This window comes from Cystobacter fuscus, assembly GCF_044360685.1.
Taxonomy (GTDB): domain Bacteria; phylum Myxococcota; class Myxococcia; order Myxococcales; family Myxococcaceae; genus Cystobacter; species Cystobacter fuscus_C.
Genome location: NZ_CP043491.1, coordinates 2,583,015 through 2,595,496, shown reverse-complemented (window position 1 = coordinate 2,595,496; position 12,482 = coordinate 2,583,015). Strand labels below are relative to the sequence as shown.

Genomic DNA, 12,482 nt, shown 5'->3' with positions numbered 1-12,482 from the left:
CCGTGGGGGCGGGCCGTCGTGCGTCCGGCGTCTAGCCGCGGAAGGCGGACTTCACTTCCGGCTTGTTGATCACCACCAGCGCCCAGATGCCCACCGGGAGGCCGAGGCAGCAGCACGGCCCGACGCACGGGAGGAGGGCGATGATGGCGGCGGCCATGGACAGGCCGAAGTTCTCCAGGTTCTTCATCTTCAGGGCGCCGAAGAACGTCAGGCCACTGAGCAGCAGGGTGATGACGTTGGAGAAGCTCCCCGCCTTCTGCACGCTCTCGAAGAGGGAGCGGTACTGGCTGAGATTCGGATCATCGAGAAGCTGGGGTGGAATCTGATTCAGCCCCAAGACGGCCTGGGCCAGGCCCACCAGCGACATCACCACGCCCAGCCCCGCCGTCACCATCAACAGGATGGCCGGCGCGCTCACCTGCTCGCGGGCCGTGGCGCTCGCTCCCGGGCCCGGCGAGCCCGGAAGGTTCTCAGGAAATGGATCCATGTGCGTTCCCCTCGTGTGAATGCGTGAAGCGGTCGCGAGCCCCAGGGGTCCCGCGCCGCCCGATTCCACCCGGAGGCCGGGAGGAGCGCCAGGGAATCTTCACACTTCACACGGCGGGGGACTGTCCACCGTCCACGTTGAGCGCCACCCCGCTCACGAAGCCCGCGCGCGGCGAGAGCAGGAAGGCCACCACGTCGGCGAACTCCTCGGCCTTGCCCACGCGCCCGAGCGGAATGCCGGAGCCCTTGGACAGCTGCGAGTAGACCGTCTCCACCGGCTGGTTCGTGGCGACCGCGCGGCGCTCCCACTGGCCGCTCTCGATGAGGCCCGGCAACACCGCGTTCACCCGGATGCCCTCGGGGCCCAGCTCCTTCGACAGGGACTTGGTGAGCGCCATGCCCGCCGCGCGCGACACCGAGGACGGCATCGACTGGGCCCCCGGCGCCTTGGCCGAGATGGCCAGCACGTTGACGATGGCGCCGCCCCCCGCCGCGCGCAGGTGGGGCAGCGCGCGCCGCGACGCCCGCGCCGCGGCGAAGAGCTTGAGCTGCAGGTCCGCCTCCCACGCCGCGTCGTCCAGTTCGGCGAAGGGCCGCGCCGCCGCGGCTCCCGCGTTGTTCACCAGCCCGTCCACCCGGCCCCAGCGCGCCGCCGCCGCGTCCACGAAGGCATCCACGTGCTCGGCGCGGGTGACGTCCGCCACCACCGCCAGCACGTCGCCCCCCGCTCCGCGCAGCACCGAGGCCGCAGCCTCCAGGCGCTCGGGGTTGCGCGCGCAGATGGCCACGCGGGCCCCTTCCCGCACCAGCCGCAGGGCCACCGCCGCCCCCAGCCCGTCCGAGCCCCCCGTCACCAGGAACACCTTGCCACCCAGCTCCAAATCCATAGACGACCGCGTCCTTTCCCCGGCTCAGGCCGGCTGCTTCACCATCTGGGGCCGCTTCTCGAAGGCCGCCAGCGTGCGGGTGATCTCATCATTCACCTGCCGCAGGAAGTCCTGCTTCTCGCGCGACGGCAGGAAGGCGCTCTTGAAGCCGGAGACGATGATGGTGGTCAGATCCTCCAGCGACAGGCCGATCTCCTTGTGCGACAGCCACAGCTCCTTGGTCACCGTGGTGTCGGTGATGAGCCGGTTGTCCGTGTTGATCGTCACGCGCAGGCCATAGTCGAAGTAGAACTTCAGCGGGTGCGCGTCCAGGCTCGACACCGCGCCCGTCTGCACGTTGGAGGAGGGGCACACCTCCAGCGGGATGCGGTGATCGTTCACGTAGTTGAGCAGATCCCCATCCTCGCGCAGCCGCGTGCCGTGGCCGATGCGGTGCGCGCCCAGGTAGTGGATGGCCTGGGAGATGGACTCGGGCCCGAAGGCCTCACCCGCGTGCGCCGTGCAGTTGACGTTGTTGCGCAGGATGAGCTGGAAGGCGTCCTTGTGATCCTTCGCCGGGAAGGACGCCTCGGCGCCCGCCAGGTCGAAGCCAATGACGCCCCGGTTCTTGTACGCCACCGACAGCTCGGCGAGCCGCATGGACGTCTGCGGGTTGATGTGGCGGATGCCGCAGACGATGACACCGTACTTGATGCCCGTCTCGCGCTTGGCCACGCGCAGGCCCTCGAGCACCGAGTCGATGACCGTCGTCATCTTCAGGCCCTTCTTCAGGTGCAGGGCGGGCGAGTAGCGCACCTCCAGGTAGCGCACGTTCTCCGCCGCGGCGTCCACCGCCAGCTCGTAGGCGGCACGGTAGAGCGCCTCGGCCGTCTGCAGCACCGAGAGCGTCACGTCGAAAGCCACCAGGTAGTCCTCGAGGCTCTTGCACACCTCGCCCATGTGGATCGCCTTGGCGAGGCCGTCCTCGGTGTCCGCGGGCAGGTGAACCTTCTGCTGCTCGGCCAGCTCGAGGATGGTGCGCAGCCGCATGGAGCCATCCAGGTGGCAGTGCAGGTCCGTCTTGGGCAGGGCGCGCAGCAGCTCCTCGGTGACGGGGAGCGCCGGGGGCGCCACCCAATCCACCCGGCGCGCGGATGAAGGTATGCCAGTCGAGCTGGGCAGCTCGTCGTCTCGAATCGAAGCCATGTCGGGTTCCTTCCTTGCCGGGCATCCTAGGGGTCCGGAAAACCTCACTCAACCTTCAACCTTGTCGTCTCCCGGCCGTCCGCGCTCCGTCTTCGCCCTCGCCGTGACGCCACGGCTGCCCGTAGGCCCCCCGTGAGCCCGCATGCGCACCGTGGAGGGAGCCCACCCGGAGGGGGAGTGGTTGGTCCCCACACGAGGGGGAAGCTCCTGTCTGCTCGCTCCCACGGCACACGGCCCGACTTACACGCCCGGTGGGGGTGGAGAAGCTCTCGTGAAGGTGTCAGCCGCACCCCTCGTGAGGGGGGACGAGGAAGGGAGGGCGAGCAGATAGAGGAGCGCTGTCTCACCCCGCCCGTTAACTGTCAGGGCCTTGTCGCTCGACAGCCCGACGAGGGCGTGAGAGAGCCGGGGCGGCAAAGGAAATACGCGTCCATGCATACCGACCCCACGTCAGCGCACTCCGCTCCCGGATTGATGCGGCTGACCTGGCCCATCTTCCTCGAGTTCTTGTTGTTCATGCTGATGGGCACGGCGGACACGCTGATGCTCAGCGGCGTCTCCGACGATGCGGTGTCCGCCGTCGGAGTGGTCAACCAGTACATCTTCGTCTGCATCCTCATCATGGAGGTCATCAGCAACGGCGCCTCCATCGTCGTGGCCCAGTACCTGGGGGCGCGCCGGAGCCAGGAAGCGGCGCGCATCTCCGCGCTCGCCGTCACGCTCAACTTCCTGCTCGGCATCACGGTCAGCGCGGCGCTGCTGCTGGGCGGCGGGGCGATCCTGGGGAGGATGAACCTGCAGGGCGTGGTGCTCACCGACGCGCGGACCTACATGGGCATCGCCGGAGGCTTCATCTTCATCCAGGCCCTCATCAACGTGTTCTCCAGCCTGCTGCGCACGTACGGCTTCACCAAGGAGTCCATGTACGTGGCCATGGGGATGAACGCGCTGCACGTGCTCGGCAACTGGGCGCTCATCTTCGGCCACCTGGGCCTGCCGCGCATGGGCGTGGCCGGAGCGGCGATCTCCACCGTGTTCAGCCGGGCCATCGCTCTCGCCGTGTTCGTGTGGATGCTCTACCGGGTGATGGACGTGCGGATGGTGGCGCGCGACTACGTGACGTTCTCGCGCGAGTACATCCGGAAGATCCTCAAGGTGGGCCTGCCCGCCGCCGTCGAGCAGGTGACGTACCACGTCTGCCAGACCGTCTTCCTGTACTACGTCACCTTCCTCGGTTCCGTGGCGCTGGCGTCGCGGCAGTACGCGATGGCCATCTCGCAGTACATCTTCCTGTTCAGCCTCGCCATCGGCATCGGTACGTCCATCCTCATCGGACGGCTGGTGGGAGCGAGCCGCGCGCAGGAGGCCTACCAGCGCGCCCTGAGCAGCTTGAAGTGGTCCGTGGCGCTCACCGTGCTGGTGGACGCCGTCGCCATCCTCCTGCGCAAGCCCCTGCTCGGGCTGTTCACGGCCAATGCCGACATCATCCAGCTCGCCTCCCAGGTCATCGTCCTGAGCCTCGTGCTGGAGTCCGGGCGATCCTTCAACCTCGTGCTCGTCAACGCCCTGCGCGCCGCCGGAGACGCCACGTTCACCGTGTACGCGGCCTTCGGCTCCATGGTGTGCATGAGCCTGCCGCTCGGGTACGTGCTGACCTTCCAGCTGAAACTGGGACTGGCGGGCGTGTGGCTCGCGATCGCCGCGGACGAGTGGACGCGCGGCATCATCATGTGGCTGCGCTGGCGCAGCCGGGCGTGGGAGACGAAGTCGCTCGTGTCGCCCGCCACCGAGCCGGCGCCGGTGGCCGTGCTCGGGACGTGAGCGACAGGGGGCCGGGGGCCTACCCCGGCAGGAGGAAGCGGGCGATGACGCGCTTGAGGCCCACCTGCCCGCCGAAGTCCACCGTCACCTTGGCGTTGGGCCCCTGGCCATCCGCCGAGATGATGCGCCCCATGCCGAACTGCTCGTGGCGCACGCGCATCCCGCGCACATCCCCGCCAATCCCCTCCCCGTCCGCCGCCTGCGAGTAGGTCCGGTCCACGCGCGGCCCGTCGTCCTCGTCCGCCCAGTTGCGCTTCTTCTTCGTGAAGGGCGCTTCCTTCGGCGCCGGGGGCAGCTCCTGCTCGGCGATGCCGAAGAGCTCCTGCGGCACCTCGGCCAGGAAGCGCGAGGGCGGGTTGTAGCGCAGCTCGCCGAAGAGCGAGCGGCACTGCGCCAGGCTCACGAACAGCCGCCTGCGCGCGCGGGTGAAGCCCACGTAGCAGAGCCGGCGCTCCTCGGCCATCTCCTCCCCGCCATCCTCCGACTCGCCCCCATGCAGCGCGCGCGAGTGCGGGAACACCCCGTCCTCCATGCCGGTGATGAACACCGCGTCGAACTCGAGCCCCTTGGCCGCGTGCAGCGTCATCAGCGCCACCCGGCCCTCGCCCACCTCGGCGTCCGCGTCACCCACCAGGCTGATCTGCTCCAGGAAGGCGTTGAGCGGGGGGATGTCCGCGGTGAGCGGGGACGTGTCCAGGTCCGCCTCCTCCGGTGGCACGGGCGCCGTGTCCCCGTCGCCCGCCGTGGACGCCGCCACGGCCGCCGCCGCCCGGTTGAGATCGAACTCCTGCGCCGCGCCCAGGAACTCGCGCAGGTTCTCCGCACGCGTCATCGACTCGTCGCTGCCCTCCGTCTGCAGCGACTCCACCAGGTGCGTCTCCTTGAGCATCTGGTCCACCGCGCTCGCCGCGTCCTGCGACTCCTGGGCGAAGGCGTGCAGCGACGACACCAGGGCATGGAAGCCCGACAGCCGACGCACCGCCGCCGAGTTGAGGCCGGTGATGCGCTCGGGCGCCGCCGAGGCCTCGTACAGACTCACCCCGGACTGGTTGGCGAAGTCCACCAGCCGCTCCACCGTGGTGTCGCCGATGCCGCGCGCCGGCGTGTTGATGATGCGCAGCAGGTCCGCGTCCGAGCGCGGATTCACCATCAGGCGCAGGTAGGCCGCCGCGTCACGCACCTCGGCGCGGTCGTAGAAGCTGCGTCCGCTCACCAGCGTGTAGGGCACGCGCGCCAGGCGCATGGCCTCCTCGAGCACGCGGCTCTGCGCGTTGGTGCGGTAGAAGACCGCCATACCCGAGTACTTGATGAAGCCCTCGCGCTGCAGCCCGTGGATGCGCCGGGCGACTTCCTGGGCCTCGGCGCGCTCGTCGCGGTTGAGCAGCAGGGTGAGGTTCTCGCCCTTGGGCCGGTCGCTCCACAGCTTCTTGGGCATGCGCCGGGAGTTGCGCCGGATGACGGCGTGCGCCGCGTCGAGGATGTTCTGGTCCGAGCGGTAGTTCTGCTCGAGCTTCACCACGCGCGCGCCCGGGAAGTGCTCCGGGAAGTCGAGGATGTTGTCCACGCTCGCGCCGCGCCAGCGATAGATGGACTGGTCGTCGTCGCCCACCACCACCAGGTTGGGCCGCCGTTCCGGTGGAGCGAGCAGGCGCAACAGCTCGTACTGCACCGGGTTGGTGTCCTGGAACTCGTCCACGAGGATGTGCCGGAAGCGTTTCTGGTACTGGTCCAACACGTCCGGGCGCTGGCGCAGGAGCGCCACGAGCAGGAGCAGCAGGTCGCCGAAGTCCACCGCGTTCGCCGCGCGCAAGAGCTTCTGGTAGGCGTGGTAGGTCTTCTGCACCACCACACCGCGCGCGTCGTCCACGTCCACCACCATCTGGTCGGGCAGGCGCGCCGCGTTCTTCTCCCCGTCGATGCGGTGGAGGATTTCCCGGGGCTGCATGATGGGGTCCACCCGGGCCTCGCGCATGGCGCGCTTGATGAGCTGCAGCTGGTCCCCGTCGTCGTAGATGACGAACGAGGGCGTCAGCCCCATCAGCTCCGCCACCTTGTGGTCCACCATCCTGGGATCCTTCAGGGCCCGGCGGAGGATCATCGACGAGGAGGAGTGGAAGGTGCTCACCACCAGTTCGTGGGCCTGGGGGCCGAGCAACTGGACGAGCCGCTCGCGCATCTCGCGCGCGGCCTTGTTGGTGAAGGTGACGGCGAGGATGCGCCAGGGGAAGACGCCGCGGAAGCGCACCAGGTGGGCCACGCGGCGGGTGATGACGCGCGTCTTGCCGCTGCCCGCGCCCGACAGCACGAGCAGGGGTCCATCCCCATGGAGGACCGCTTCCTTCTGGGGCTCGTTCAGATCTTTGAGGAGTTCGTTTTCGGCGTTCAAGGCAAGCGCCATATCTAGGGGGAAACGCTGTTTCTAACGAGTTTCCGTCCGCTCGGAAGGACGTTCCACGAAGGGGAGCGCCCGCCTGCCCTGTCGGGGAGCCTCGACGCTCCGTGCGGGCTCAACACCCGCTGTCGCAGTTCTCCACCACGGCGCCAGCCACCTCGGTGCCATCCTCGCGCACCAGGCGCACCCACGGCGCGGGCCAGGAGTCGCGCAGGAGCAACTCCATGCGCCCGTCCCCCTCCAGGTCCATCACGCCCACCACCGTGTCGCCGGACAGGTCGTCCAAGGGCAGCACGCGCGCGGCCGCCCCGGGCTGCATCACCACGGCGCGGGTGACCTGCTGGTCATAGTCCATGCCGCAGAGCGAATGACCCTCGCCCACGCGCAGGCGCGCCACCGAGAAGAGCGCCCGCCACTCTCCCGAGTTGTAGCTGAACGAGCTCACCTCCACCTCCAGCTTCTCCCCCACCCGCTCCGCCTGGAGCAGCGCCTCCGAGCGCGACTCGGCGAAGCGCGGCGAGCCCCGGAGCGCGGACTCGTGGGTGGTGACGAGTCCGGCGGGCGCCTCGCTGGCCGTGAAGAACACGGGGGCGGGCGTCCCCGCGGGCAGCGCGAAGCCCCACTCCTCCGGCGGCACCTCACAGTCCAGCTCCGCGAAGGCCCAGGCCCGGCCACAGCCCGGTGACTCGGGCGGCGGCTCGCGCAGGAAGTAGTCGAAGGCGGGCACCCCCCGGTTGATCCACGCGAAGCCCTTCACCGCGCAGCCCCCCTGGAGCAGCCCCCGCGCGCCGTACACGTCCACCCGATCCCCCGCGGAGAACAGCCCGGTGGGATCTCCCGGCGCCGGAGCCATCCAGACGCCACGGCGCACGTCCACCGGCTCGAGCACATGGCTCTCCTGACTCCCGGCCAGCAGCATGAAGGTGCGTCCGACATGGGACTCGACGAAACGCGGCGCCTCGCGCCGGCGCGGGCCCTCGAGGAGCGCTCGCTGGGCCTCCTCTCCGGCACGGCAGGCCACGCCGCGTCCGGCCTGCAGCGGACCCGCGTACTTCACGTCCGCCACCACCCCCGCCTCGCGCAGCCGCGCCTGGAAATCCAACGCCTCCGCCCGGCTCGTGAACGTCCGGGCCACCACCGCCTCCAGGCACGGACGCAGATCCCGGAACGGCGTCGTGGACAGGCGCAGCGGCTCCGCGGGCAGTCCCGTCCGCTTCAGCGCCTCCAGCGCCTCGCCCCCCTCGCCCGGAGTGGCCGAGGAATGCAGGAGGACCCACCAGCTCTTCGCGTAGGGGGCCGCGGCTGCCAGGGCCGCCTGGTCCGGGGCGGCGGACGGAGCGGCCACCGGAGCGGTCGCGGGCCGGGAGGGCGGAGCGGGCGGGCGAGCCCCACAATCCTGGAGTCCCGAGCATCCCGAAACGGCCAGCAGCACGGCGAGGAGTCGCGGCGGACGCGGCATGACCCACCTTCTACCAGTAGAGTCGCGTCATGTCCGACGCAGAGACCTACCCCTCGCAAGAGCAACTCGACCGCTACGCCGAACAGTTCAACCAGAGCCTGACGCTGAAGCACTTTGGCGCCCGGATGAGCTTCCCCTCCGGCCAGAAGGTCGTCGTCATCGCCGAGGTCCGCCCCGAGCACCGCGGCGGCCTGGGCTCCGACGCCGTCAATGGCGGCATCATCTCGGCCCTCTTCGACCTGGTCATCGGCAGCACGCCCGCCCTGAGGGATCCCACCCGACGCGCCGCCACCGTGCAGCTCTCCATCAGCTTCGAGCGCCCCCTGCGCGGCGATCTCCTGCGCGCCGAGGCGACCATCGACAGCATGGGCTCCACCACCGTCTTCGCCTCCGCTCGCATGTACGACGCCCAGGGCGTGGTGTGCGCCCGCTGCCAGGGCGTGGTCCAGGTGTCCCGGATGAAGTGGGCCTCGGGAGAGAGTCCGGCCGTCAACTGAGGACCTCGCGGGACGCTCTCCCCTGGCGCCCCCGGGGGGAATGTGATGAGCATGCCCGCCATGGACACCCCTACACGCACCGCGCTCGTGGCCGGAGCCAGTGGCCTGGTCGGAGGCTGGCTGCTCGACACCCTGCTCGCGGATTCACGCTACCGCGAGGTGCACTCCCTCGGCCGCCGGGCACTGCCCCGGCAACACCCGAAGCTCGTCCAGCACACGGTGGACTTCGCCCGGCTCGGCGGCGAGCCACTGCCCGCGGCGCAGGACGCCTTCTGCTGCCTGGGCACCACCATCAAGAAGGCGGGCAGCCAGGAGGCCTTCCGCGCCGTGGACCATGACGCCGTGCTGGCCTTCGCCCAGGCGGCGCGCGCGGCGGGCGTCCAGCGCTTCCTCGTGGTGACGGCCCTGGGCGCCAATGCCCGCTCACGCATCTTCTACAACCGCGTGAAGGGCCAGGTGGAAGAGGCGCTCGCGTCGGTGGGCTTCGAGTCGCTCGTCATCCTCCAGCCCTCGCTCCTGCTCGGAGAGCGCCCCGAGCGCCGCACCGGCGAGCGCGCGGCGGCCGCCGTCTCCCGGGCCCTGGCACCGCTGCTGCGTCCGCTGGCCAGCCGCCCCATCGAGGCGCGCACCGTCGCGCGGGCGATGGTCACCCTGGCGCGCGAGGCCCAGTTGGGCGTGCGGGTGGTGCCCTCGGGCGAGTTGCAGACCCTGGGCCAGTAGTCAGAAGGAGAAGTCGCGCTCGAAGATCTCGTTGTTGCCCACGCGCACCATCAGGTGCGCGGAGCGGCCTCCGGCGGTGCCCAGATCGAACTGGAGACCTTCCGGGCCGGGTTGGGGCTTGAGCGAGGGCTTGCCGGGGGCGAGGAAGACCGCCGCCGTCACGGCACGCCCCGCGAGGGGTTGCACCAGGAGCCGGGCCCGCTGGCGCTCGCGGATGAGCACCACGCGGAACTCCCGCCGCTCCTCCAGGATGTCGCGCTGCTCGGCATGGCGCGCGGAACCGGTTCCGCGCGCGGCGGACGCCGGGGCTCGCGAGGTCCGCGCCGCGGGAGCGGCGGGCTCACGATCCATCGACGACGCCTGGGAGATGGCCTCGTCTCCCTCCTCCAGGGCCCAGATGGCCTGGGCACAGTCCAGGCACTTCTCCGTGTGACCGTCCACCCAGCGCAGCTCCGCGGCGGACAGGGTACCCATGTCGAAGCGCCACAGATCATCCGCGCTCAGGTGCCGCTTGGGAGGCGCATCCACCGGAGCGCTCTTCGCCAGGTCCTCCTGGCACTCGCGGCACCCCTGCACATGGGCACCGGGCCGGTCACCCCGTGGGCTCAGGGCGCCGAGAAAGTCGTCACATTCGGCGCGGGCACTGAACCACCAGGCCCGGGACCGCTCCGCCGCGTCCAGCAGGTCGCGCTCCGCCCGGCGCTGGGAATTCAGGGGGATGAACCAGCGGGCCCTTGGGCGCATCGCGTCGTCCAACCGCTCGAGCGCCTCGCACAGCGCCTTCAAGCGCGCCGCCGCCTCGCCCTGTAACGCACCGTGGACGGCTTCCCATCGGGCGATGGCGCGCAGGGTGGACTCGGCCCGGTCGCGCGCCGTCAGTCCCTCGAACGCGGAGGCACGCCACACGTCCGACTCGTCGACGTCCTCGCCCAGGGCGGCCTCGGCGGCCTCCTGAGCGGCGCGCAACAACACGGGCTGGAGCGCCTCGGGCTCACGTGCGCGCAACCACCCCTCGAGCTCCCCGCGACTCAATCCCCGAAGTGCCTGCTCGACTCCCTCTCCTCCCAACCGCTCGCCCCGCCGAAGCAGGTCTCCAATCACCTCGAGCGCGTCACCTTGGGAAAGTCCGCCCCGCGAGAGCTGCTCACGCCGGGCCTGATATCTGGAGAGGGGGTCAACGACCATGGGAGTACCCTCCTGGGGTACGGTGGGGCTCACTCGCGCCCGCCCTCCTGTTGGAGGTCGAGCAGATAGAGCCGCAGGTAGGCCTGTGCACGGCTGACGCGCTTGTACGAATTGACCACGGTGATGTTGAGGCGGCGCGCGCACTCCTCGTGGTCCTCGACGTCCTGGTGGTGGTACAGGTCCCACGCACCGGCTTCCTTGGGATGCTCGCGCTGCAGCCGCTCATACGCGCGCCAGTAGAGCTCCTGGGCCTCGGAGCGCTCCTCGCGCCGCCGCGAGGACTCCACCGCGCGCGCCACCTGGGCGGGCGGCTCCTCGAGGGCGTCCTCGGAGTCGGCCGCGGCCGGTGCCAGGTCCTCGCGCTGCCGCCGGTAGAAGTCGATGGCGACGTGCTTGACGATGCGCAGGAAGAACGTCTTGGGTGACGCGCTGCGTCCGGGCATCTGCTCGGACACGCCGCGGAATTGATCCAGTCCCTTGTCGAGGAACTTGCCGACCGCGTCCTGGTAGAGCTCGTCCGCGTCCGCCGGAGAGCCCCGGCCGTAGCTGGCCTGAATCTTGGAGACGACATAGCGGGCCGGCCGGGCCCAGCGCTCGCAGAGCGCGCCGAGTGCATCTCCCACCCCCCCGCCCATGGCGCGGCGTTGGAGCACCTCGGCGAAGAGTTCGTCATCCGTGAGATCGTCGAACACCGGAAGTTCCTTGAAGCGCCGCCGGGAGGCACGAGCCCCCCGCTCGGGCGGGGTGGGGTTCGGTGAAACGGCGAGTCAAGGTAGCACGACGGCATCCGAACACGGCCTCCCGATGACACGACCCCCGGATATGCGACAGCGGCGGGGGCCATCCAGCACAAGGACGGCCTCCCCCAGGAGTTCCTGACGGGAATTTCACGGTGATTTTCCAGGCGGACTTTCTCCCCGGAAAACCGGAGCGGCTCGTCAGGAAAATCCGCCCCGGGGAGTCTGGGACGGACAACGGGCACCCGGCCGGTGAGGTCCTACATGCTCGGTGGTTCGACTCCACCCACCCGCGCGAGCGGGTGTCGCCGACGGTTCAGGCACTGAATTCGGGATTCAGCCACACCCTGGCTTCACCACTCGGGTGCCCACCTTTTCGCGGTAAGGAAGTCCATATGTCGTCCCGCACCATCGTCATTGGAGACCTCCACGGCTGTTACGACGAGGCCCTGGAGTTGCTCGCCCGGGTGGGCGCCACCTCGAGCGATCGAATCATCTTCACGGGGGATCTGATCGACCGGGGACCCAAGCCCCGCGAGTGTGTCGAGCTGGCCATGCGCCACGAGTGCATCCTCGGCAACCACGAGGAGAAGCACCTGCAACAGCGCCGCCGGCGGGAAGAGGATCTGCTGCCGGACCACCTCAGGACCCGGCAGGCCCTGGGCCCCGAGCACCTCGACTACTTCGCCACCCTGCCCCACTTCATCCGGCTGCCCGAGTACCAGGCCGCCGTCGTCCACGCCGGAGTGCTGCCCGGCAAGTCCATGGAGGACCAGGATCCGTACCACCTGCTCCATGCCCAGTGTGTCCGGCCCCCGGAGCGCAAGAGCTACTGGCCCTCCAAGGCGCCCGCGGACTACCGCTTCTGGACGAACCACTGGCGAGGCCCCGAGCGCGTCATCTTCGGACACACCGTGTTCGACCGGCCGCTCGTCACCAAATACGCGGTGGGCATCGACACCGGGTGCGTCCACGGCCGCTCGCTCACGGCAGTGGTGCTGCCCTCGTGGGAGATCGTCTCGGTGCCCGCGCGCGAGCCCCTCCGGGGCGGCAAGCAGGTGGCGCTGCTGCCCGTGCACGGTGAGGTCTGCGCGTTCTCCTGAGCCGGAGCGG

Annotated in this window: 11 protein-coding genes; 4 read left to right on the top strand and 7 right to left on the bottom strand. The window is 70.0% G+C overall.

The genetic code is table 11. The features are described from left to right. Positions 1-31: 31 nt before the first annotated feature. The 3 genes from F0U63_RS10775 to add all read right to left on the bottom strand — a co-directional run bounded on the left by F0U63_RS10775 (position 32) and on the right by add (position 2,558). Complete coding sequence (locus F0U63_RS10775; protein ID WP_395845803.1) at positions 32-487, bottom strand: hypothetical protein; 456 nt, start codon at positions 485-487, stop codon at positions 32-34. A 106-nt stretch (positions 488-593) separates the two neighbouring features. After that, positions 594-1,373 carry an SDR family oxidoreductase gene (locus tag F0U63_RS10770; protein ID WP_395845802.1) on the bottom strand — a complete coding sequence of 260 codons (780 nt, stop codon included), beginning with the start codon at positions 1,371-1,373 and terminating at the stop codon, positions 594-596. Positions 1,374-1,397: 24 nt separating this feature from the next. Further along, positions 1,398-2,558 (bottom strand): adenosine deaminase, encoded by a 1,161-nt coding sequence (gene add, locus F0U63_RS10765; protein ID WP_395845801.1) that lies wholly within the window; start codon positions 2,556-2,558, stop codon positions 1,398-1,400. Positions 2,559-2,990: 432 nt separating this feature from the next. Between add and F0U63_RS10760 the strand changes: the two genes are divergently transcribed. Then, positions 2,991-4,379 (top strand): MATE family efflux transporter, encoded by a 1,389-nt coding sequence (locus tag F0U63_RS10760; RefSeq protein ID WP_395845800.1) that lies wholly within the window; start codon positions 2,991-2,993, stop codon positions 4,377-4,379. Positions 4,380-4,398: 19 nt separating this feature from the next. On the opposite strand, the gene F0U63_RS10755 is transcribed toward F0U63_RS10760, so the two are convergent. Both F0U63_RS10755 and F0U63_RS10750 read right to left on the bottom strand, forming a co-directional pair. Further along, complete coding sequence (locus F0U63_RS10755) at positions 4,399-6,777, bottom strand: ATP-dependent helicase (RefSeq protein WP_395845799.1); 2,379 nt, start codon at positions 6,775-6,777, stop codon at positions 4,399-4,401. A 109-nt stretch (positions 6,778-6,886) separates the two neighbouring features. Further along, positions 6,887-8,230: a hypothetical protein gene (locus tag F0U63_RS10750; protein ID WP_395845798.1), complete on the bottom strand. Its 1,344-nt coding sequence runs from the start codon at positions 8,228-8,230 to the stop codon at positions 6,887-6,889. Between the two features lie 29 nt (positions 8,231-8,259). Between F0U63_RS10750 and F0U63_RS10745 the strand changes: the two genes are divergently transcribed. After that, positions 8,260-8,727 (top strand): PaaI family thioesterase, encoded by a 468-nt coding sequence (locus F0U63_RS10745; protein ID WP_395845797.1) that lies wholly within the window; start codon positions 8,260-8,262, stop codon positions 8,725-8,727. Positions 8,728-8,787: 60 nt separating this feature from the next. Then, on the top strand, positions 8,788-9,447 hold the full coding sequence (locus F0U63_RS10740; protein ID WP_395845796.1) for an oxidoreductase: 660 nt from the start codon (positions 8,788-8,790) through the stop codon (positions 9,445-9,447). On the opposite strand, the gene F0U63_RS10735 is transcribed toward F0U63_RS10740, so the two are convergent. Both F0U63_RS10735 and F0U63_RS10730 read right to left on the bottom strand, forming a co-directional pair. Then, positions 9,448-10,632 carry a hypothetical protein gene (locus tag F0U63_RS10735; RefSeq protein WP_395845795.1) on the bottom strand — a complete coding sequence of 395 codons (1,185 nt, stop codon included), beginning with the start codon at positions 10,630-10,632 and terminating at the stop codon, positions 9,448-9,450. It abuts the gene before it with no gap. A 29-nt stretch (positions 10,633-10,661) separates the two neighbouring features. Continuing rightward, positions 10,662-11,324 (bottom strand): RNA polymerase sigma factor, encoded by a 663-nt coding sequence (locus tag F0U63_RS10730; protein ID WP_395845794.1) that lies wholly within the window; start codon positions 11,322-11,324, stop codon positions 10,662-10,664. A gap of 440 nt (positions 11,325-11,764) precedes the next feature. On the opposite strand from F0U63_RS10730, the gene F0U63_RS10725 reads away from it, so the two are divergent. Continuing rightward, positions 11,765-12,472, top strand: a complete 708-nt coding sequence (locus F0U63_RS10725; protein WP_395845793.1) for a metallophosphoesterase — start codon at positions 11,765-11,767, stop codon at positions 12,470-12,472. Positions 12,473-12,482: the final 10 nt, after the last annotated feature.